This window comes from Streptomyces sp. NBC_00029 (assembly GCF_045160505.1).
Taxonomy (GTDB): domain Bacteria; phylum Actinomycetota; class Actinomycetes; order Streptomycetales; family Streptomycetaceae; genus Streptomyces.
The window spans coordinates 6,096,149-6,118,170 of sequence record NZ_CP108292.1; the positions used below are offsets into that span (position 1 = coordinate 6,096,149).

General features: G+C 70.9%; 17 protein-coding genes. 9 read left to right on the forward strand and 8 right to left on the reverse strand.

The annotated features are described in order from the left end of the window. Nucleotides 1-8 precede the first annotated feature (8 nt). The 4 genes from OG753_RS28680 to OG753_RS28695 all read left to right on the forward strand — a co-directional run bounded on the left by OG753_RS28680 (nt 9) and on the right by OG753_RS28695 (nt 4,239). Nucleotides 9-1,013 carry a tetratricopeptide repeat protein gene (locus tag OG753_RS28680; protein WP_327264508.1) on the forward strand — a complete coding sequence of 335 codons (1,005 nt, stop codon included), beginning with the start codon at nt 9-11 and terminating at the stop codon, nt 1,011-1,013. 639 nt (nt 1,014-1,652) lie between these two features. Next, a complete protein-coding gene (locus OG753_RS28685) occupies nt 1,653-2,294 on the forward strand; it encodes a DUF6230 family protein (protein ID WP_327264509.1) in 642 nt (213 codons plus the stop codon). Nucleotides 2,295-2,399: 105 nt separating this feature from the next. After that, the gene (locus OG753_RS28690) at nt 2,400-2,987 is read left to right on the forward strand and encodes a DUF6114 domain-containing protein (protein WP_327264510.1); all 588 of its coding nucleotides are present in this window, start codon (nt 2,400-2,402) and stop codon (nt 2,985-2,987) included. Continuing rightward, complete coding sequence (locus tag OG753_RS28695) at nt 2,977-4,239, forward strand: hypothetical protein (RefSeq protein ID WP_405790679.1); 1,263 nt, start codon at nt 2,977-2,979, stop codon at nt 4,237-4,239. Before OG753_RS28690 ends, OG753_RS28695 begins: the two co-directional genes overlap by 11 nt. A gap of 102 nt (nt 4,240-4,341) precedes the next feature. Here OG753_RS28695 and pyk read toward each other — a convergent pair whose 3' ends face one another. The 3 genes from pyk to pta all read right to left on the reverse strand — a co-directional run bounded on the left by pyk (nt 4,342) and on the right by pta (nt 9,250). Continuing rightward, complete coding sequence (gene pyk, locus OG753_RS28700) at nt 4,342-5,772, reverse strand: pyruvate kinase (RefSeq protein WP_327264512.1); 1,431 nt, start codon at nt 5,770-5,772, stop codon at nt 4,342-4,344. A gap of 61 nt (nt 5,773-5,833) precedes the next feature. Continuing rightward, nucleotides 5,834-7,048, reverse strand: coding sequence for an acetate kinase (locus tag OG753_RS28705; RefSeq protein ID WP_405790680.1), 1,215 nt, complete (start codon nt 7,046-7,048; stop codon nt 5,834-5,836). Between the two features lie 51 nt (nt 7,049-7,099). Then, complete coding sequence (gene pta, locus OG753_RS28710; RefSeq protein WP_405792846.1) at nt 7,100-9,250, reverse strand: phosphate acetyltransferase; 2,151 nt, start codon at nt 9,248-9,250, stop codon at nt 7,100-7,102. 224 nt (nt 9,251-9,474) lie between these two features. Here pta and OG753_RS28715 point away from each other — a divergent pair, with 224 nt between their 5' ends. Continuing rightward, the gene (locus OG753_RS28715) at nt 9,475-10,500 is read left to right on the forward strand and encodes an ATP-dependent 6-phosphofructokinase (protein WP_327264514.1); all 1,026 of its coding nucleotides are present in this window, start codon (nt 9,475-9,477) and stop codon (nt 10,498-10,500) included. A 69-nt stretch (nt 10,501-10,569) separates the two neighbouring features. Beyond that, nucleotides 10,570-11,097 carry a hypothetical protein gene (locus OG753_RS28720; RefSeq protein WP_405790682.1) on the forward strand — a complete coding sequence of 176 codons (528 nt, stop codon included), beginning with the start codon at nt 10,570-10,572 and terminating at the stop codon, nt 11,095-11,097. Here OG753_RS28720 and OG753_RS28725 read toward each other — a convergent pair. Continuing rightward, entirely contained in the window at nt 11,094-11,777 is a 684-nt protein-coding gene (locus OG753_RS28725; protein WP_327264516.1) for a helix-turn-helix transcriptional regulator, read from the reverse strand. The genes OG753_RS28720 and OG753_RS28725 overlap by 4 nt on opposite strands. A gap of 320 nt (nt 11,778-12,097) precedes the next feature. Here OG753_RS28725 and OG753_RS28730 point away from each other — a divergent pair, with 320 nt between their 5' ends. Together OG753_RS28730 and trxA are read left to right on the forward strand one after the other, a co-directional pair. Continuing rightward, on the forward strand, nt 12,098-12,490 hold the full coding sequence (locus OG753_RS28730) for a MerR family transcriptional regulator (RefSeq protein WP_383197128.1): 393 nt from the start codon (nt 12,098-12,100) through the stop codon (nt 12,488-12,490). Nucleotides 12,491-12,503: 13 nt separating this feature from the next. Further along, on the forward strand, nt 12,504-12,845 hold the full coding sequence (gene trxA / locus OG753_RS28735; RefSeq protein WP_405790684.1) for a thioredoxin: 342 nt from the start codon (nt 12,504-12,506) through the stop codon (nt 12,843-12,845). A gap of 50 nt (nt 12,846-12,895) precedes the next feature. Here trxA and glgB read toward each other — a convergent pair whose 3' ends face one another. From glgB to OG753_RS28755, 4 genes are all read right to left on the reverse strand, one after another. After that, nucleotides 12,896-15,190, reverse strand: a complete 2,295-nt coding sequence (gene glgB, locus OG753_RS28740) for a 1,4-alpha-glucan branching enzyme (RefSeq protein WP_405790686.1) — start codon at nt 15,188-15,190, stop codon at nt 12,896-12,898. Further along, nucleotides 15,187-16,632 (reverse strand): maltokinase N-terminal cap-like domain-containing protein, encoded by a 1,446-nt coding sequence (locus OG753_RS28745; RefSeq protein WP_405790688.1) that lies wholly within the window; start codon nt 16,630-16,632, stop codon nt 15,187-15,189. Before OG753_RS28745 ends, glgB begins: the two co-directional genes overlap by 4 nt. Nucleotides 16,633-16,786: 154 nt before the next feature. Next, nucleotides 16,787-18,505: a maltose alpha-D-glucosyltransferase gene (gene treS, locus OG753_RS28750; protein ID WP_327264521.1), complete on the reverse strand. Its 1,719-nt coding sequence runs from the start codon at nt 18,503-18,505 to the stop codon at nt 16,787-16,789. Then, nucleotides 18,502-20,496: a maltotransferase domain-containing protein gene (locus tag OG753_RS28755; RefSeq protein ID WP_405790690.1), complete on the reverse strand. Its 1,995-nt coding sequence runs from the start codon at nt 20,494-20,496 to the stop codon at nt 18,502-18,504. The genes treS and OG753_RS28755 overlap by 4 nt, the downstream gene beginning before the upstream one ends. Before the next feature lie 598 nt (nt 20,497-21,094). Here OG753_RS28755 and OG753_RS28760 point away from each other — a divergent pair. Continuing rightward, nucleotides 21,095-21,964, forward strand: a complete 870-nt coding sequence (locus tag OG753_RS28760) for a hypothetical protein (RefSeq protein WP_401273235.1) — start codon at nt 21,095-21,097, stop codon at nt 21,962-21,964. Nucleotides 21,965-22,022 lie beyond the last annotated feature (58 nt).

Here is a 22,022-nt window from a genome sequence, read left to right on the forward strand (position 1 = left end):
ATGTACGCATGCAGCCCAGAAACATGTCCATGAGCGGCGTCGTCGACCTCGCCGCGGTGAAGGCGGCCGGCGAGGCCAAGGCCAAGGCCGAGCAGGCCCGCGCCGAAGCGGCCCGCCAGGCGGGTCAGGCAGGCGGGGCGGGTCCGTCCGCCGGTGCCGTACCGCCGTCCGCGCTCGTCGTCGACGTAGACGAGGCCGGTTTTGAACGCGATGTGCTCCAGCTCTCCGCCGAGGTCCCGGTCGTCCTGGACTTCTGGGCCGAGTGGTGCGAGCCGTGCAAGCAGCTCAGCCCGCTGCTGGAGCGGCTGACCCTGGAGGCGAACGGCCGCCTCGTGCTGGCCAAGGTCGACGTCGACGCCAACCAGATGCTCATGCAGCAGTTCCAGATCCAGGGCATCCCGGCCGTCTTCGCCGTGGTCGCCGGTCAGGTGCTGCCGCTGTTCCAGGGCGTGGCCCCCGAGCAGCAGATCCGCGACACCCTCGCCCAGCTGGTGCAGGTCGCCGAGGAGCGCTTCGGGATCATCGGCCTCGAGGTGGACCCGAACGCGGAGGGGGCCGCTCCGGCCGCCTCGGCCACGGACGAGATTCCGGCCGGCCCGTACGACGCGCTGCTGGAGGCGGCCGTCGTCGCACTGGACGCCGGTGACCTGGGCGGCGCGGTCCAGGCGTACAAGAACGTACTCGCGGACGACCCGGGCAACACCGAGGCCAAGCTCGGCCTGGCCCAGGCCGAGCTCCTCGCCCGGGTCCAGCACATGAACCCGCAGGCGGTGCGCGCCGCGGCGGCCGAGAACCCGCGCGACCCGGCGGCGCAGATCGCCGCGGCCGACCTCGACCTGGTCGGCGGTCACGTGGAGGACGCCTTCGGACGTCTGGTGGACACCGTGCGGGTCACGTTCGGTGAGGACCGGGACGCCGTACGGCTTCGGCTGCTGGAGCTGTTCGAGGTCATCGGTGCGGACGACCCGCGGGTGTCGGCGGCGCGTACGGCGCTCGCGCGGGTGCTCTTCTAGACCGGCTCGGGACCGGCTCCGGACCGCTTCCGGGGCCGCTCCGGGCCCGCCGCGGTGACTCTCCCGTACATCGGCGGGCCACCGGCGATTTGTTGACAGGTAGATAAACAGCGGCCGCGCTTTGCCAAAACTTGGTAATCGCGGCCACTGTTACTCGCAGTAAATCGAACCCCGTGAACTGTCCGGTGTGTTCGACATTCGTCCGTTCTGTCGTGGCCCTGGGTGACACCCTGTGTTGCTGCCCGACGGCGGGGGGTCGTACTCAGGTTATCTGGCCGTTACCCGCCAGTAACGAACCCCCTTGTGCCCCGGCCTGGAATGGACCACGATCGGCGACGCTCGGTCCTTCCCGCAGAGCCGCTCACTCGGAGCCGCGGTGAAGGGTCCCCACCGAGCCGGCCGGTGGCAGTGGCACCGGCCGTGGGACAGGGGGGTCTCTGCCACACCGGCGGGGCCTGTCCTCCAGGTTGCGCGAACGCGTGGCCCAGTGGTTGTCGCTCGGGGGTGATCGCCGGTGAATCGGACGTGGCACAGCCGCGGCCCGGCCGCCTGCGCTCCTTCCCGAGGACGTAGCACTTCTCCCATCCCAGGACGGGCACGGCCCGGACCGGAGATGTACGTCCGAGAAGGAGGAACGAAATGAGTTCTCAGGTTCGTGGCGGGACCAGATGGAAGCGCTTCGCGCTCGTCATGGTGCCGAGCATCGCGGCCACGGCCGCGGTCGGTGTGGGTCTGGCGCAGGGCGCCCTCGCGGCGTCGTTCAGCGTCTCCGGCCAGGACTTCAAGGTCTCGGCCGACAAGCTCGATGGTCAGAACCTCATCCAGTACGGCGGTATCGCCGAGGGGCACGACCTCAAGGGCAACCCGCAGCACCACCCGGTCACCATCTCCGGGTTCAGCAACGCCAAGATCACCAACATGTGCCAGTCCCTGGTCACCCCGACTCCGCTGGGCCCCATCACGCTCCAGCTGAAGACCGGTCACAAGGGCACCCCGGCCGAGGCCAGCAACATCTACCTGGATGTGGCCGAGCTCGACACCGACGCCGAGTTCACCAACCTGGACATCGGTGTCGCGGTCGGCGACGCGAGCCACAAGACCAAGCCGCAGGCCGGCACGGTCGCCAGCCCGTACGCGTTCTCGCAGCGCGCCGACCGGGCCATCCTGACGAACGTGAAGCAGAAGGCGTGGGCCACCACGGCGGGCACCTTCAAGCTGCCCAACCTGAAGCTGCGCCTGATGGGCGGCGACCAGCCGTGCTACCAGGACATCAAGGACTGACGTCCCGGTGCTTGACCGGACGGGCGGGCGGCGGCAGCCGTCGCCGGCCGCCCCTCCGGGCTCCACAGATTTCTCCGTACCACCGTTTCCAGGGAGCTGTTGTCCATGAACCCCCAGGCCCCGGTTTACGTTCGCGCAGAAGACGACGCCTGGCCCACCGTGGCGTATTACCACTTCCATGCCTGGCGCGGTCGCCGTCCCTTCTGGGCCGGGCTGTTCACGCTCCTCGGTGGATTCCCGATCGCTTACTTCCCTTACGCGGACCTCCGGTTGGGCAACGTCAGCCTCGCGATGGCCACCACGGGCGGCGCGGGCGCACTGATCATCGGTGTACTGCTGATCACGCTGGGCCTGGCCCTCTGGTTCCAGGAGACCATCCGCGTCTTCGCCGGCGTGGCCGCGATCCTGCTCGCCCTGGTCTCGATCCCGGTGTCCAACCTCGGCGGTTTCTTCATCGGCTTCACCTTCTCCATGGTCGGCGGCGCTCTCGCCCTGGCCTGGGCGCCGGGTCAGCCGGCGGAGGAGACCGAGGAGCCGACGGCCGAACAGCACCCGGGTCCGGTCGCCCTGAGCAAGGCGGACGTGACGGCGGACATGGGAACCCAGGACATCCCGGGTCCTCGTGACACGGAGACGGCATACGCGAGCGAGACGACTGCCCACGCCGATGGCGGGAGGAACAGTGCGGGGTGACGAGACGCAGCGGGGCGTGGCCCCAGGCGCAGGGTCCCGTGTAGTGAAGGGGCCGCGGCACGCGGCGCCCAGGAAGTCGCTGCTGAACAAGATCCAGATACCCGTCGGCAAGACGATGGCGCTCGCGGCGATGCCGACGGCCGTGTTCGTCGGGATGGGAATGGCGCCGAAGCTGGCGGTCGCCGACGACAAGGAGATCCCCTTCGCGCCCGGCCCGTGTGTGACACGGTCCGACGAACCCGCGGAGACCGAGTCGAAGTCCCCGTCCCCCACGCCTTCGACGACGCCCTCGCCGAGTACGTCGCCCAGTGCGACGCCCTCGCCGTCCGCGTCCGCGAAGTCGAAGCCGAGCCCGTCCCCGTCGGCGACCAAGCCCGCGGCGACGAAGGAGGCCGCTCCGGCCCCGACGCCGTCGGCGGACACGCCGAAGACCACGAACCCGCTGGACCCGCTGGGCCTCGGCGACAAGCTCAAGGACCTCGTCGACGAACTCGGCAGGCCCCTCAAGGACGCGAAGGCGACGGCGACCCCGACGCCCACGCCCACCCCCTCCGGCACCGCCACGCCCACCCCGGCTCCGGACCCGGCCGCGGACGCGATCCGCGAAGCGGCGAAGAAGGCCGGCGTCGACGTCAAGGAACTGTCCGACGAGGTCAAGAAGACCGAGAAGGACCCCAAGGACGAGACGGGCGAGGCCGACGACAAGGCCAAGGACGAGGACAAGGCCAAGGACGAGGAGAAGAAGGACGCGGACGGGAAGCAGCCCTTCCCGTGCCCGACCTACGACGCCAAGGCCCTGGCCGACGCCGAACTGGAGCAGGGCGTCCCGCTCCTGCCGGACGAGCCCTGGTACCTCGACAGCTCCCTGCTGACCCTCTACGGCCTGGACTACCACGGCATCGTCGAGGTGAAGACGGGCAGCGGCAAGACCAAGAAGGTCCTGAAGTTCACGGCGGACTCGCTGGACATCAAGGACCTGTACCAGACGGTCGGCACGTCGGGGAACGTCGCCCACCTGAAGTCGCGTCCGGGCTCCACGTCCAAGATCCGCGGCGGCACGGTGACGATGTACACCGAGAGCCTCAAGGGGAACCTGTTCGGTCTGATCCCGATCGAGTTCACCCCGAACAGCCCGCCGCCCCTGAACGTCCCCTTCGCGTTCTTCACGGACGTCAAGGTCGTCCAGGCCGGCCAGTTCGGCGGCACCCTCACGGTGCCGGGCCTGAAGAACTACATCGGCCCGCCGGAGTAGTCCCGCACCGGGCACACGCGAAAACGCCGAGGGCGGCACCCCGCATCACTGCGGGGTGCCGCCCTCGGCCTCTGTGCGGCAGAGTCGGTGCGGCGGGCGACGTCAGTCGCGGGTGTCGCCGCCCAGGTGGTGGACCCGGACCATGTTGGTGGTGCCCGGGACGCCGGGGGGCGAGCCGGCGGTGATGATCATGGTGTCGCCCTGGTTGTAGCGGCCCAGCTTGAGCAGCTCGCCGTCCACCAGGTCGACCATCGCGTCGGTGGTGTCCACGTGCGGGACGATGTAGGACTCGACGCCCCAGCTCAGCGTGAGCTGGTTGCGGGTGTTGACGTCGGTGGTGAAGGCCAGGATCGGCTGGGTGACGCGGTAGCGCGACAGCCGGCGGGCGGTGTCCCCGGACTGGGTGAAGGCGATGAGCGCCTGGCCGTCGAGGAAGTCCGCGATCTCGCACGCCGCACGGGCGACGGAGCCGCCCTGGGTACGCGGCTTCTTGCCCTGGACCAGCGGCTGGAGGCCCTTGGAGAGGAGCTCCTCCTCGGCCGCCGTGACGATCTTCGACATCGTCTTGACGGTCTCGATCGGGTAGGCGCCGACCGAGGACTCGGCCGAGAGCATGACCGCGTCCGCGCCGTCGAGGATCGCGTTGGCGACGTCGGACGCCTCCGCGCGCGTCGGGCGGGAGTTGGTGATCATCGACTCCATCATCTGGGTCGCGACGATCACCGGCTTGGCGTTGCGGCGGCACATCTCGATGAGCCGCTTCTGGACCATCGGGACCTTCTCGAGCGGGTACTCGACGGCCAGGTCGCCACGGGCCACCATGACCGCGTCGAAGGCGTCCACGACGGCCGCCATGTTCTCGACGGCCTGCGGCTTCTCGACCTTGGCGATGACGGGGACCCGGCGGCCCTCCTCGTCCATCACCTTGTGGACGTCCTTGACGTCGTTGGCGTCGCGGACGAAGGACAGCGCGACCATGTCGCAGCCCATCCGCAGAGCGAAGCGGAGGTCGTCGACGTCCTTCTCCGACAGGGCGGGGACGTTCACGGCGGCACCCGGCAGGTTGATGCCCTTGTGGTCCGAGATGACACCGCCCTCGATGACGATGGTCCGCACCCGCGGGCCCTCGACCTCGGTCACCCGCAGTTCGACGTTGCCGTCGTTGATCAGGATCTGGTCACCCTTGGCGACATCGCCCGGGAGGCCCTTGTAGGTGGTTCCGCAGATGGACTTGTCGCCCGGGACGTCCTCGGTGGTGATGGTGAACTCGTCACCGCGCACCAGCTCGACGGGACCCTCGGCGAAGGTCTCCAGACGGATCTTCGGCCCCTGGAGGTCGGCAAGGACGCCGACGGCGCGCCCGGTGTCCTCGGAGACCTGCCGGACGCGGTCGTACCGCTCCTGGTGTTCTGCCTGGGACCCGTGGCTGAAGTTGAATCGGGCCACGTTCATACCTGCCTCGATGAGCGCTTTCAGCTGCTCATACGAGTCGACGGCGGGGCCCAGCGTGCAGACAATTTTGGAACGGCGCATGACTGGATCCTATCGGTTTGTTTCGTAGCGGAATATTCCGTCTGGTGGAAACTCCAAGTGACTACTGAGTAACCAGCGCATACGCCTGGGTGGCGATCTCCAGTTCCTCATCCGTGGGGACCACCGCCACCGCCACGCGGGCGCCCCGGGCCGAGATCAGCCGGGGCTCGCCGGAGCGCACCGCATTGGCCTCCGGGTCCAGCGACAGGCCCAGCCCGGCCAGGCCGTCGAGGGCCGCTTCCCGCACCTGGTGGGCGTTCTCGCCGACCCCGGCCGTGAAGGTCACCGCGTCCACCCGCCCGAGCACCGCCGAGTAGGCCCCGATGTACTTCTTCAGCCGGTGGACGTACGCGGCGAAGGCGAGGCTCGCCGCCTCGTCGCCCTCGCCCGCCCGCCGCAGCACCTCGCGCATGTCGTTGTCGCCGCACATGCCCAGCAGACCGCTCTTCTTGTTCAGGAGCGAATCGATCTCATCCACCGAGAAGCCCGCCACCCGCGCCAGGTGGAAGACGACCGCCGGATCGACATCGCCCGAACGGGTTCCCATGACCAGGCCCTCCAGCGGGGTCAGGCCCATCGACGTCTCCACGCACACCCCGCCCCGCACGGCCGACGCGGAGGCGCCGTTGCCCAGGTGCAGCACGATCACGTTCACGTCCTCCACCGGCCTGCCGAGGAGGCGCGCCGTCGCCCGCGAGACGTAGGCGTGCGAGGTGCCGTGGAAGCCGTACCGCCGAATGGAGTACGCGTCGGCCGTCGCGGCGTCGATCGCGTACCGCGCCACGTACTCCGGCATCGTCGAGTGGAACGCGGTGTCGAAGACGGCGACCTGCGGAATGTCCGCGCGCAGCGTGCGGGCCACCTCGATGCCCGTCACGTTCGCCGGGTTGTGCAGCGGAGCCAGCGGGATCAGGTTCCGGATCTCCGCCAGCACCTCGTCGTCGATCACGGTCGGCTCGGTGAACCGCGTCCCGCCGTGCACGACCCGGTGCCCCACCGCCGCCAGTTCGGGGGAGTCCAGGCCCATACCGTCCGCGGCGAGCTCGGCCGCCACGGCCTTCAGCGCCGCCCCGTGGTCCGCGATCGGGCCGACCTGCTCGCGCCGGCCGCCGGCCGCGCCCGGACCCGCGAGCGGCTCGTGCACCAGCCGGGAAGCCTCCTCGCCGATGCGCTCCACCAGGCCCGAGGCGAGCCGGGAGCGGTCCGCCATGTCGAGGAGCTGGTACTTCACCGACGAGGAGCCGGAGTTGAGGACGAGTACGCGCGATGCGGTCACGATGCAGGTCTTTCCTTGTCGCGGGTGGTGAGGGAGGGAAGGGAGGGCGAATCAGGCGGTGGTCGCGGGCCCCGGCGCCGGTGTGCCCTGCGCCTGGATCGCGGTGATGGCAACGGTGGTGACGATGTCCTGGACCAGAGCACCGCGTGACAGGTCGTTGACCGGCTTGCGCAGGCCCTGGAGCACCGGGCCGACCGCCACCGCACCCGCCGACCGCTGCACGGCCTTGTAGGTGTTGTTGCCCGTGTTGAGGTCCGGGAAGATCAGCACCGTCGCGCGGCCGGCCACCTGGGACCCGGGCAGCTTCGTCGCGGCGACCGAGGGCTCCACGGCCGCGTCGTACTGGATCGGCCCCTCGACGGCCAGGTCGGGACGCTGCTCGCGGACGAGCTCGGTGGCCCTGCGCACCTTGTCGACGTCCGCGCCGCTGCCGGAGGTGCCGGTGGAGTACGAGAGCATCGCGATCCGCGGCTCGACCCCGAAGGCGGCCGCGGTCGTGGCCGACTGGACGGCGATGTCGGCGAGCTGCTCGGCGTTCGGGTCCGGATTCACGGCGCAGTCGCCGTAGACGAGGACCCGGTCGGCCAGGCACATGAAGAAGACCGAGGAGACGATGGACGTCTCGGGCCTGGCCCTCCCGTCGCCCGCCACCCCCGTGTCCGACGCGCTTCGCGCGGCTGCGTCGGTCTTGATGATCTCGAAGGCCGGGCGGATGGTCGCGGCGGTGGAGTGCACCGAACCGGAGACCATGCCGTCGGCCAGGCCGCGCTGGACCATCAGGGTGCCGAAGTAGTTGACGTCGGTGACCACGTCGCCCGCCAGCTCGACGGTCATGCCCTTGTGGGCGCGGACCTGGGCGTAGTACTCGGAGAAACCTTCCCGCAGCGGGGAGGTGGCGGGATCGATGATCTGTGCGCCCGAGATGTCGAGGCCGAGGTCGCCGGCCTTCTTCAGGATCACCTGCTCGTCGCCCAGCAGGGTCAGGTCGCAGACCCCGCGGCGCAGCACCACGTCCGCGGCGCGCAGTACGCGCTCCTCCGTGCCCTCGGGCAGGACGACACGGCGGCGGTCCGAGCGGGCCCGCTCCAGCAGCTCGTGCTCGAACATCATCGGGGTGACGCGCTCGGAGCGGGACACCGACAGCAGACCGCGCAGCTCGCCGGTGTCCACGTGCCGCTCGAACAGGCCGAGCGCGGTCTCCAGCTTGCGCGGGGTCGCGGAGTTCAACCGGCTCTGCAGCGAGAAGAGTTCGGCGGCGGTCGGGAAGCTGTTGCCGGCCACCGACACCACGGGCGTGCCCGGCGCCAGCTTGGAGGCCAGCGTCAGGATGTCCTTGCCGGGGCGCTCGTTCAGGGTGAGCAGCACACCGGCGATCGGCGGGGTGCCGGAGGTGTGCGCGGCCAGCGCGCCGATGACCAGGTCGGAGCGGTCGCCGGGGGTGACGACCAGGCAGCCGGGGGTCAGGGCGTTCAGGAAGTTCGGCAGCATGGCTCCGCCGAAGACGAAGTCCAGGGCATCGCGGGCCAGCCCGGCGTCGTCGCCGAGGAGCACCTCGCCGCCGAGCGCGCGGGTGATCTGGGCGACGGTCGGGGCGGAGAGCGACTTGTCGTCCGGCAGCACGTAGCAGGGCACGGGCAGCCGGGCGGCCAGTCGCTCGGCTATGACGTCGCGGTCCTCCGCGGCCACCCGGTTGACGACCATCGCGACGACGTGGCAGCCCAGGGTCTCGTAGGCGCGGTAGGCGTTGCGGGCCTCGGCGCGCACGGCCTCGGCGTGGTGCTTGGTGCCGCCCACGACGGGGACGACGACCGCGCCCAGCTCGTTGGCGAGGCGGGCGTTGAGCGCCAGCTCGTCGGGGAGGTTGGTCTCCGCGTAGTCGGTGCCGAGGACGAGCATGACCTCGTAGTCGCGGGCCACCCGGTGATAGCGGTCGACCAGCCGTGACACCAGTTCGTCGGTGCCCTTCTCGGCCAGGATCGCCGAGGCCTCCTGGTACGACATCCCGTAGGCCGTCGCGGCGTCCTGCTCGATCCGGTAGCGGGCCTTGAGGAGGTCGAAGAGCCGGTCCGGTGCGTCGTGCAGGAGCGGACGGTAGACGCCGACCCGCCCCGTCTGCCGGGTCAGCAGCTCCATGATCCCCAGCTCGACGACCTGCCGACCGTCCCCCCGCTCGATACCGGTCACGTACACGCTGAGCGTCACGCCCGCTCTCCGTCCCATGCTGTGAGTGTCATTTTGGTCTGGCTCGACCCCTTGACAATACCTCTGTCAATGGATAGGGCGCTCTCCGGAAAAAGGCCTGGCCGGGGCGGCCGAAAGGCCTTCGGGGCGGAGCAGCCGAAAACGCGCGGCACCCCGGGCCCGTGGAACAATCGGACAGGCTTCACCATTACGCCCTTCATATGGACGGCAGGAGACACAGCACGATGCGTATCGGAGTTCTCACCGCAGGCGGCGACTGTCCGGGCCTCAACGCTGTCATCCGGTCGGTCGTACACCGCGCCCTCGTCGGTCACGGGGACGAGGTCATCGGCTTCGAGGACGGCTTCAAGGGCCTCCTCGACGGCAACTTCCGCCCCCTCGACATCAACGCCGTCAGTGGCATCCTCGCCCGCGGCGGCACGATCCTCGGTTCGGCGCGCATGGAGCGCGCCCGTCTTCACGAAGCCGCCGAGAACGCGCAGGAGCTGGCGACCCGCTACGGCATCGACGCCCTCATCCCGATCGGCGGAGAAGGCACCCTGACCGCGTCCCGGATGCTGTCGGACGCCGGGATGCCGGTCGTCGGCGTACCGAAGACCATCGACAACGACATCTCCTCCACCGACCGCACCTTCGGCTTCGACACCGCCGTCATGGTCGCCACCGAGGCGATCGACCGCCTCAAGACCACCGCCGAATCGCACCAGCGCGTGATGGTCGTCGAGGTCATGGGCCGTCACGCGGGCTGGATCGCCCTGGAGTCCGGCATGGCCGGCGGTGCGCACGGGATCTGCCTGCCCGAGCGCAACTTCGAGGTGGACGCCCTGGTGAAGATGGTGGAGGAACGATTCGCCCGCGGTAAGAAGTTCGCCGTCATCTGCGTCGCCGAGGGCGCGCACCCGGCCGAGGGCTCCATGCCGTACGAGAAGGGCGCGATCGACCAGTACGGTCACGAGCGCTTCGCCGGCATCGGCAACCGCCTCGCGATCGAACTGGAGCACCGCCTCGGCAAGGAGGCCCGCCCGGTCATCCTCGGCCACGTCCAGCGCGGCGGCACCCCCACCGCCTACGACCGCGTCCTCGCGACCCGCTTCGGCTGGCACGCCGTCGAGGCCGTCCACCGCGGCGAGTTCGGCAACATGACCGCCCTGCGCGGCACCGACATCGTGATGGCCCCGCTGGCCCACGCGGTCACCGAACTGAAGACGGTCCCCGAGGAGCGCATGTACGAGGCCGAGTCGGTCTTCTAGCCAGGGGTGACCGTCCCCGCGAGCGGGGCTACGCTCGCAGCCCCTGAGCCGATCGGCCGTGGAGGCGCCATGGACACCCCTGTCCCGGGCACGCCCGTCTTCCTCCTCCCGCCGCCCGCCGAACCCGGCGACGCACCGGTGCGCGTCGTATGGGCCCTGGGCGACCCCCGCCGTGACCTCGACGCGAACCTGGTCCGGCTGCGCGCCGGAGCCGTCGTCGAAGAGGACACCGGGACGCTCCCGGGCGCGCTGCTCCTGGTCGTCGCCGGCTCGGGCGAGATCCGCACCCCGGGCCGCACCGTGGAGCTCACCCCCGGCTGCGCGACCTGGCTGCCCGCCGGCACCCCGCGCGCCCTGCGGGCCGGCGCCGAGGGGCTGACCTACACCGCCGCGCACCGCCGGAGCCCCACCGAGGCCGTCCTCCCGGAAGCCGGCGAGCCTGCTTGTCTGCTGCACCTGGTCTGCGACGGCTGCGGACGCCTGGCCGCCGACCGCGACGCCCGCTTCTGCTCCCGCTGCGGAACCCGGCTCGGCCCGCAGGGCCAGGATCCGGATCCGGATCCGGATCCGGATCCTGATCCGCACGAGGCCGCCTAGGCGGCACCGCCCGCCAGGTACCAGAACCGGTCCACGATCTCGACGAGGAACTCCCGGCCGGCGTCGCCGCTGCCGGCCTCGCCCTGGCCGCCGCCCCAGCTGAGCGTCGCCACCATCCGCGACTGGTAGTCCCCGTGCAGCTGCTCCAGGACCCGCTCCAGGTGGTGCTTGGGGATCGGCAGCAGCTTGCCCAGCGGTTTCACGTACGCCTGCCAGCGCGTGGTGACCGCGCTGCGCAGCAGTTCGGCCAGTTCCTCGTGCTTGCCGGTCGCCGTCACGAACTGGGCCAGCGTCAGACCCAGTACCGAGGCCAGGGCGGCGGACTGCCGCTCGTTGCCCTTCCAGCGGCCGGTGTCCTCCATCTTCTGGTACGAGCCCGTCTCCAGGCCGATCCGCCGGGCCAGGTCGTCCGCGGCGAGGCCCCGGGCGACCCGGTGCTCCCGCAGGGTGACCGGTTCGGCGAGGAGCTCGCCGGGGGCACACCACAGCACGCCCGCGAGGGCCGTGACCTCGGCCGAAGAGGGTGATATCTCGCCACGCTCCCAGGCCATCACGGTCTCGGGCGCGACGACGAGTCCGTACTGGGCGCGCAGGCCATAGGCGACATGACCGGGAGCCATGCCCAGGGCCGCGCGCAGGCGACGCGCGGCGGGGGCATTGAAAGGCGGGCTGGAGTGCACACCGCACACCGTAGAAGTGGCCAGGCTGTGGCGCCTACAGACCAAACAAACAAGCCCATACCTCGTAGGAACGTCCTATGAAGTTAAGGGCTTTCGTCGGTTTTTCGGGCGACTGTCCGGTAATCGGCGACTCCGTAGATCCTTTCCGTGAGTACGGTTCCAGCCAACGTCCGTCGAGGCAAGCGCCTTCACACGCTCCCCACCATGTGTGAACCGGCCATCCACCTCCTCCGTGATCCCTTTCGGCGGCCCTCGCCCACCGGGGGGGGCGAGGGTCCGGTCCTTGCCTTGACGTCGGCGTCAAGGAATACGGTCGGTCCATGCGCATCGGCGAACTGGCGGAGCGGGCCGGGACCAGCACCCGGACGCTGAGGTACTACGAGTCGCGCGGGCTGCTCCCCGCGCGGCGGGCCGGCAACGGCTACCGGACCTACGACGAGGACGACCTGCGGCTGCTGAGCCAGATCCGCATGCTCCAGGACTTCGGCTTCGAGCTGGAGGAGACCCGGCCCTTCGTGGACTGCCTGCGGGCCGGCCACCCGGCCGGGGACTCCTGCCCCGCCTCGCTCGCCGTCTACCGGCGCAAGCTCGCCGAGCTGGACGGCCTGATCGGCCAGCTGGCCGACGTGCGCGAGCAGCTCGGGCGGCAGTTGGCCGACGCGGAACGGGCGGCCGGCGAGGAGGCCGTGCCGAAGTGCGAGATGACCGGATGAGAGGGATGGGGACATGAAGGCTCACGGTGTGGCGCAAGTGACCGACGAGGATTTCGAGGCGGAGGTCCTCGGGGAGCGGGGACGGCCCGTCCTCGTGGAGTTCACGGCGGACTGGTGCGGCCCCTGCCGCCAGCTCGCACCCGTGCTCTCCTCGATCGCGGCCGAGGAGGCCGACCGGCTCAAGGTCGTGCAGATCGACGCGGACGCCAACCCGGGGACCGTCACGCGGTACGGGGTGCTGTCCATGCCGACCCTGCTCGTCTTCCGTGACGGCGAGCCCGTCCAGCAGATGGTCGGGGCCCGGGCCAAGCGCAAGCTGCTCCAGGAACTGGAGGAGCAGCTGGCCCCGGCCTGAGCCCCGGGGCGGCGGCCGGCGCCCCGGCCCGCCGCCCCGGCCCATGGATCTCAGTCCTGCGGCCGGAACCAGACCGTCGCCAGCGGCGGCAGGGTCATGCGCAGGCTCGCCGGACGGCCCTGCGCCGGCACCGGATCCGGCCGCAGCGGCTGCGCGTGGTGGATGCCGCTGCCGCCGTAGACCTCATGGTCGGTATTGAGCACCTCCTGCCACAGCGGCACCTCCTCCGGCACCCCGATCCGGTAGCCGTGCCGGACCACGGGCGAGAAGTTCGACACCGCGAGCAGCTGCGAGCCGTCCTGCGCGTACCGGAGGAAGGCGAAGACGTTGTCCTCCGCGGCATCGGCCTCCACCCAGGCGAAGCCCTCCGGCACGGTGTCCCGCTCCCAGAGGGCGGGCGTCGCCGTGTACGTGCGGTTCAGGTCGCGCACGAGGTCGCGTACGCCGCGGTGGTCGCCGGCCGCCGAGTAGGAGGTGTCCAGCAGCCACCAGTCCGGCCCGTGCGCCTCCGACCACTCCGACCCCTGGGCGAACTCCTGCCCCATGAAAAGCAGTTGCTTGCCCGGATGGGCCCACATGAAGCCCAGGTACGCCCGGTGCGAGGCCCGCTGCTGCCACCAGTCGGCCCCGGGCATCCTCGACACCAGCGATCCCTTGCCGTGCACCACCTCGTCGTGCGAGATCGGCAGCACGTAGTTCTCGCTGAAGGCGTAGATCATCCCGAAGGTCATGTCGTGGTGGTGGTACTTGCGGTGCACCGGCTCCTTCGACATGTAGCGCAGGGTGTCGTGCATCCAGCCCATGTTCCACTTCAGGCCGAAGCCGAGCCCGCCGGAGTCCGTCGGCCGGGTCACGCCCGTCCAGGCCGTGGACTCCTCCGCGATCGTCACCACCCCCGGGCAGCGCCGGTACACGGTCGCGTTCATCTCCTGGAGGAAGCCCACCGCGTCCGGGTTCTCCCGGCCGCCGTGCTCGTTGGGCGTCCACTCGCCCTCGTTGCGCGAGTAGTCGAGGTAGAGCATCGAGGCCACGGCGTCCACGCGCAGGCCGTCCACGTGGAACTCCTCGCACCAGTACACGGCGTTGGCGACGAGGAAGTTGCGGACCTCCTTGCGGCCGTAGTCGAACTCCAGCGTCCCCCAGTCCGGGTGCGCGGCCCGGCGCGGGTCGTGGTGCTCGTACAGCGGGCGCCCGTCGAACTCGGCGAGGGCCCAGTCGTCGCGCGGGAAGTGCGCCGGCACCCAGTCGACGATCACCCCGATCCCGGCCCGGTGCAGCGCGTCCACGAGGAAACGGAAGTCGTCCGGGGTGCCCATCCGCGAGGTCGGCGCGTAGAAGCCGGTGACCTGATAGCCCCACGAGCCGCCGAAGGGATGCTCGGCGACCGGCATCAGCTCCACGTGTGTGAAGCCCAGCTCCTTGACGTACGCGGGCAGCTGCTCGGCGAGCTGCCGGTAGGAGAGCCCGGGCCGCCAGGACGCCAGGTGAACCTCGTACACCGAGAGGGGGGCCTGGTGCGGGGGCAGGGCCCCGCGCTCGGCCATCCACTGCGCGTCCTGCCACTCGTACTGCGAGGCCGTGACCACCGAGGCGTTCGCCGGGGGCACCTCCGCGGCCCGCGCCATCGGGTCGGCGCGCAGCGTGTGGCTGCCGTCGGGCCGGGCGATGTCGTACTTGTACAGCGTTCCGGCGCCCACCCCGGGAAGGAACAGCTCCCACACGCCCGTCGAGCCGAGCGAGCGCATCGGGTAGGCGACGGAGTCCCAGTACGAGAAGTCCCCGCTGACCCGGACCCCCTGGGCGTTCGGCGCCCACACCGTGAACCGGGTCCCGGTGACGCCCTGGTGCTCCATCGGCTGGGAACCCAGCGCCGTCCACAGCTGCTCGTGGCGGCCCTCGCCGATCAGGTGCAGGTCCAGCTCGCCGAGCGCGGGCAGGAACCGGTAGGGGTCGTGGACCTCGATCTCGTCGCTGTCGTACGTGACCAGCAGCCGGTACTCCGGTACCCCGGCCAGCGGCAGCAGCCCCGAGAACAGTCCGTCGCCGTCGTCGACGAGCTCGGCCCGCAGCCCCTTGGCGACGATCGTGACCGCCTTGGCGTGGGGCCGCAGCACCCGGAAGGCCACCCCGCCCCGTTGGGCACGGGCCCCCAGCACCGCGTGCGGATCGTGGTGGCGGCCCTCCAGCAGCCGGGCCCGTTCGTCGGCTCCGAGTGGGGGCGCCGGCCGGACGCCGTGCGAAGGGGTGGCACGGCGGGCCCGGGGAGCGCGGGCCTTCTTCGCCGCCGCCGGGGCGGGTGCGGCTTCGTCGCGGACGGTCGGTGACGGCTGTCGTGCGGCGCTCACGCGAGCGGCCTCCTCGGGGGCTTCGGGTGGGGGTGCGGGGAGATGGAGCCGGGGGCGGGCGGGGTGGGCGGTACGCGGTGGGCGGGCCGCACGGGCTCCGAGAGCCGCCGGATCGCGGCCATCGGGACGTGCAGCCAGTCGGGGCGGTGCCGGGACTCGTAGCGGGCCTCGTACACCGCCTTGTCGGTCTCGTACGCGCGCAGCAGTACCGGGTCCTCGCGGGGGTCCCGGCCGGTGGTGCGGGCGTAGCCCTCGCAGAACGCGGCCCGGCAGTCGTCCGCCCAGGCGGGGGCGAACGGCCGGTGCGAGCGGGCGGCGTAGTCGAAGGAACGCAGTATCCCGGCGATGTCGCGCACCGCCGGTTCGGGACGGCGCCGGTCGGCCAGCGGCCGGGCCGGCTCGCCCTCGAAGTCGATCAACGACCAGCTGCCGTCGAGGGTGCGCAGGGTCTGCCCCAGATGGAGGTCCCCGTGGATCCGCTGGGCGGGGACGCCCGCTCCCCGGGAGGCGGCCAGCGCGTCGAAGGCGCCCCGCAGCCCCGCCTCGTAGGGCCGCAGTGCGGGCACCTCACGGGCGGTCGCGGCCAGCCGCGCCGTCATTCCCGCGGCGAGCCGGGCGGTCTGCTCCGGGCCCAGAGCGACCGTGGGCAGCGCCGCGGCCAGCGCGCTGTGCACCTCGGCGGTGGCCCGGCCCAGCGCGTGCGCCTCGGCGGTGAAGTCGGCCCCGGCGCCGAGCCGGCGCAGCGCGAGCTGCCAGCCGTCGTCGGAGCCGCGCAGGTACGGCTGGAGCACGCCCAGGGTCAGCGGCTCGCTGCCGGGCGGCTCGGCCTCGTACCAGGCGACGGGTGCCGGCACCCGGGTGCAGCCGGCCGCGGCCAGCGCCCGGGGCAGCTCCAGGTCCGGGTTGATCCCGGGCCCGACCCGCCGGAAGACCTTCAGGATGAACGAATCTCCGTAGATCAGAGAGGAATTCGTCTGCTCCCCGGAGAGCGGCCTGGGCGTGAGTCCCGCCGGGATCGGCGAGGCCGGGTCCCGGTCGAAGCGCAGCGGCCCGAGGGCGCCGGGGGAGCGCAGCCGCTCCAGCAGCATGGCGGCGAGCCGGGGATCGCCGAGCGCCTCGTAGACCGCCCGGCCCGCGTACGGGCCGTGCTCGGCGTGCCCGATCAGGGTGGGTGCGAGGGCGGGCGGCAGGGACGGCCTGATGCCCAGCAGCAGTTGGTAGCAGTCCCCGTCGACATCGAGGAGCAGGTGCAGCAGTCCGGGAGTGGATCCCGGCGGCAGCAGCTCGGCCGCCGAGACGGTCCTGAGCCTGCTGATGGTGCGGCCCTTGCCCGCGAACCAGCGCTGTGCGGGCAGCCAGGCCCTCAGCATCGGTTCCAGCGGAGCGATCCCGGCGGCCCGGTCGGCCGTCAGCCGGCTCCGGGCGGATGCAGCCTCCGACATGGCGTCGCGTCCTTTCCCCGGGCCGTCACAGAATGCGCAGAGTGTCCCGGATGCGCGGCAGTTGCTTCTCCGGCATGTGCGAGTGTCGGGTCAGGATGGTCCGTACAGGGCGGGCGATTGACCCATTCGAGCTGCCCGCCCCGTTTTCGGGCCGCTACTTCGCGCGTTTGTCGACGCGCTGTTCGGTCCGCAGCCGGAACCAGTAGAAGCCGTGGCCCGCCAGGGTCAGCAGGTACGGCCACTCGCCGATCGGCGGGAAGCGCACATCACCCGTGAGCTCCACCGGGACCCGCCCGTTGAACGACCGCAGATCCAGCTCGGTGGGCTGCGCGAAGCGCGAGAAGTTGTGCACGCACAGCACCAGGTCGTCCCCGTACTCGCGGAGGAACGCGAGCACCGCCGGGTTCGACGACGGCAGTTCGGTGTACGAGCCGAGTCCGAAGGCCGGGTTCGCCTTGCGGATCTCGATCAGTCGCCGGGTCCAGTGCAGCAGCGAGGAGGGCGACGCCATGGCCGCCTCGACATTGGTGACCTGGTACCCGTGGACCGGGTCCATGATGACCGGCAGGTTCAGCCTGCCCGGATCGCACGAGGAGAAACCGGCGTTGCGGTCCGGGGTCCACTGCATCGGCGTGCGGACGCCGTCGCGGTCGCCCAGCCAGATGTTGTCGCCCATGCCGATCTCGTCGCCGTAGTAGAGGACCGGCGAGCCGGGCAGCGACAGCAGCAGGGCGGTGAACAGCTCCATCTGGTTGCGGTCGTTGTCCAGGAGCGGGGCGAGCCGGCGCCGGATGCCGATGTTGGCCCGCATCCTCGGGTCCTTGGCGTATTCGGCGTACATGTAGTCACGCTCTTCGTCCGTGACCATTTCGAGGGTGAGCTCGTCGTGGTTGCGCAGGAAGATGCCCCACTGGCAGCGGTCCGGGATCGCCGGGGTCTTGGCCAGGATTTCGGAGACCGGGTAGCGGGACTCTCTTCGTACGGCCATGAAGATGCGCGGCATGACGGGGAAGTGGAAGGCCATGTGGCACTCGTCCCCGCCCTTCGCGTAGTCGCCGAAGTAGTCGACGACGTCCTCGGGCCACTGGTTGGCCTCGGCGAGGAGCACGGTGTCCGGGTAGTGCGCGTCGATCTCGGCCCGGACCCGCTTGAGCAGCTGGTGGGTGCGGGGCAGGTTCTCGCAGTTGGTGCCCTCCTCGGCGTACAGGTAGGGCACGGCGTCGAGGCGGAAGCCGTCGATGCCGAGGTCGAGCCAGAACCGCAGGGCGGAGACGATCTCCTCCACCACGGCCGGGTTCTCGTAGTTGAGGTCCGGCTGGTGGGAGAAGAACCGGTGCCAGTAGTACTGCTTGCGTACGGGGTCGTACGTCCAGTTCGAGGTCTCGGTGTCGACGAAGATGATGCGGGCGTCCTGGTACTGCTTGTCGTTGTCGGCCCACATGTAGTAGTCGCCGTACGGCCCCTCCGGGTCCTTGCGCGACTGCTGGAACCACTCGTGCTGATCGCTGGTGTGGTTCATGACGAAGTCGATGATCACCCGCATGCCGCGGGTGTGCGCGGCGTCCACGAACTCCACGAAGTCGGCGAGGTCGCCGAACTCGGGGAGCACGGAGGTGTAGTCGGCGACGTCATAGCCCCCGTCGCGCAGGGGTGAGGCGAAGAACGGCGGCAGCCAGAGGCAGTCGACACCGAGCCACTGGAGGTAGTCCAGTTTGCTGGTGAGTCCCTTCAGGTCCCCGACGCCGTCGCCGTTGCTGTCGTGGAAGGAGCGGACGAGGACCTCGTAGAAGACCGCCCGCTTGAACCAGTCGGGATCGCGGTCCTTGGCGGGGGTGTCCTCGAAGGTGTCGTGGACGGGATCGTTGATCATCATGTGGTGGGTGACCCTCCGGTGGGCGGGGACGGTCGCAGAGCGGCCAGTACGTGCGCGGGCGCGCGGCCCGGCTCTAGGCGCACGTAGTTCGCCCTGCCCCAGTGATAGGTCTCGCCGGTGAGCTCGTCGCGCACCGCGAGGGACCCGTGCCAGTCGAGGCCGAGTACCGGCATGTCCAACGACACCGTCGCCTCCTGGGTGTGGTGCGGATCGAGGTTGACGACCACCAGTACGGAATTGGCTCCGGCATGCTTCGAATAGGCGATCACCTGTTCGTTGTCGGTCGAGTGGAAGTGGATGTCGCGCAACTGCTGGAGAGCGGGATTGCGGCGGCGCATCCGGTTCAGCGAGGTGATCAGCGGGGCGATCGTGGCGCCCGTGCGCTCGGCCTCGGCCCAGTCGCGTGGCCGGAACTCGTACTTCTCGGAGTTCAGGTACTCCTCGCTGCCCTCCCGCACCGGGGTGTTCTCGCAGAGCTCGTAGCCGGCGTACACCCCCCAGGCGGGGGAGAGGGTGGCGGCGAGGACGGCCCGCACCTCGAAGGCGGGGCGGCCGCCGTGCTGCAGGTACTCGTGCAGGATGTCCGGGGTGTTCACGAAGAAGTTCGGCCGCATGACCGAGGCGGAGGGTGTGGCGGCCAGCTCGGTCAGGTACTCGGTCAGCTCGGCCTTGGTGTTGCGCCAGGTGAAGTACGTGTAGGACTGCTGGAAGCCGACGGCGGCGAGCGCCCGCATCATCGCGGGCCGGGTGAAGGCCTCCGCCAGGAAGATCACGTCCGGGTCGGACTTGTTGATGTCCGCGATCACCTTCTGCCAGAAGACGACCGGCTTGGTGTGCGGATTGTCGACCCGGAAGATGCGGACGCCGTGGTCCATCCAGTGCCGCAGGATCCGGCAGGTCTCCTCGACGATGCCGGCCATGTCGGTGTCGAAGTGGATCGGATAGATGTCCTGGTACTTCTTCGGCGGGTTCTCGGCGTACGCGATCGTCCCGTCGGCGCGGTGGCGGAACCACTCCGGGTGCTTCTCCACCCACGGGTGGTCGGGGGAGCACTGCAGCGCGAAGTCCAGCGCGATCTCCATGCCCAGCTCGCGGGCGCGCCCGACGAAGGCGTCGAAGTCCTCCATGGTGCCGAGCTCCGGGTGGACAGCGTCGTGCCCGCCCTCCGTGGAGCCGATCGCCCACGGCACTCCGGGATCCCAACTCCCCGCGGAAAGCGTGTTGTTCGGCCCCTTGCGGTAGGTGGACCCGATCGGGTGGACGGGCGGCAGGTAGACCACGTCGAAGCCCATCGCGGCGATCGCCGGCAGCCGCTCGGCGGCGGTCCGGAAGGTCCCGCTGACCGGAGCCTCGCCGGGCTCCAGGACGGCGCCCTCCGAACGCGGGAACATCTCGTACCAGGAGCCGAAGAGGGCCCGCTTGCGCTCCACCAGGAGCGGCAGGGGCTTGGAGGCAGTGACCAGCTCCCGGTACGGACGCCTGGCCAGCGCGGCGTCCACGGCGGGGTTCAGGGCGGCCTCGTACCGTTCGGCGGCGGGCAGGTCCTCGTCACGCATGGTGCAGGCGGCGGCCAGGACGGCCTCGCGCCCGTCGCGCTTGGGGATCCGGGCCCCGGCCCGCTCGTAGAGCTCCGCGCCCTCCAGCAGCATCAGCCCGGTGTCGATCCCGGCGGGGATCTTGATCGCGGCGTGGGCCCGCCAGGTGGCCACCGGATCGCTCCACGCCTCGACGGTGTACGTCCACCTCCCCTCGGCGTCGAGGGAGATCCTGGTCCCCCACCGGTCGGTTCCGGGGGCGAGCTCGCTCAGCGGCACGGGGGCCCGCAGCCTCCCGCCCGGATCGCGCAGGACGAGGTGGGCGGCTACGGCGTCGTGTCCTTCTCGGAACACGGTGGCGGAGATCTCGAAGACCTCGTCCACGACCGCCTTTGCGGGTCTGGCGCCGCAGTCGACGGCGGGGCGGACGTCCAGCACGGGAATGCGACCGATCATGATGGGATCACCTGGGGGCAGTTCGCAGGGCTCGGTGACAACAGGCCAGCCGGAATCACGGCTGGTAGTGCACGCTCTGTTCGCTCTGTTTCTAGCCGCTCAGTGGACGGCTGGGCTGCGGGCATGGCCGCTCCTGTCCGCGTTCACTCGGGTGGCGGGGAGAGGGTTTGTGGGCGGGTGCGCCGTGCGTGTACGACGTTCGTGTGCGACGTGTACCCGGGGAGCCCTTCCCAGTCTCGCCCAACCCAATCCGCGCTCTCGGTCAACTACTCGTACGTAGTGGCACGGGTGTCACCGGGTGCCGGATCGACATCCGGCGGGGCTTCGTCAAGTCGGCCGGAATCAAAGGGTCCGGGCTGCGGAACACCCGTCCCAAGGGTCCCGCGGACCCCTCCCGCAGGGACGGTCGGACCGCCCCGGAGGACAATGACCCGCCACCCCCGAAGGCGGAACGGCCGGCGGTCCGGAAACCCTTCAGGATGTGGCCGAAAGACGTCCCCGGACGGCTTGCGGGCGACGGTACGTTCGAGTCCTCCGGGACCCTCCGGGGCGGTCCCGCGCCGTCCACACCTGTCATCCGTACGGGGGACAATGCCCCATGCACTCGGAGGCACTGCACGAACTGATCGGCGCCCGGCTGCGTGCGGCCGACCCGCGGATGCGGGAGGCGGCCGCGCGCCGGGCGGCGTCCGTCGCCTGGGGTCCGGACCAGGAGCGGTACCTGGCCGCAGCCCTCGCCGCCGCCGTCGGCCGCGAGCACGACCCCGCCGCCCTGGCGGCGCAGATCGATGCGCTGCCGGCCGTCGAACCGGCCCTCGACGACACCGCGCTGGTCCGCCTCGCCGGCCGCAGCGCCGACTCCCCGGCCCTGGCCGCACTGCTCGTCCGCGCGGCCAGGCTGCAGATATCCGGCCCGGCGGAGCCCAGCGGCGACGCGACCCGGGTCGTCGTGCGCTGCCTGCGCGGGGCCCCGCACACCGGGCTCGGGCTGCGCACCCCCGGCGGGGAGTGGGTGGTGCTGGAGCGGATCGAGTTCTACGGCAGGGCCGTGGACCGGCTGGACCCCGGCTGCACGGCCCGGGTGCTGCTGTCCGGTCCCGGCGCGCGGGAGCTCGCCGAGTGGGACCGCCTGGACGCCGACCCCCGGGCCAGGGAGTACGCACCCTGGCTGCGCGCGGCCGACGCCCGGTTACGGTCGCGCGCCGCCGAGGACATCGCGGACTGGCCCGACTCCTGGGCGCCCGAAGTGGGCCGCTACCTGTGCGGCGTGCTCGCCTGGGCCGCGGTGCGGGAGACGGACCACGGCGTGCTGGAGTCCCACCTGCACGCACTGCTCGCCCTGAGCCGCTTCCTGGCGGAGCCGGCCTTCGCCCTGCTGCGCACCATGGACCGCGCCGCCCTGCCCCGGGTGCTGCGGCCCTGTCTGGACGACCTGTTGGAGGCGGACCGGCCCGGTACCGGCCGGTGAGCCCCGCCCGAGGCCCCATGGCCGGAACACGCGGGCGTCGCTAGCCTTCCCGGGGTGA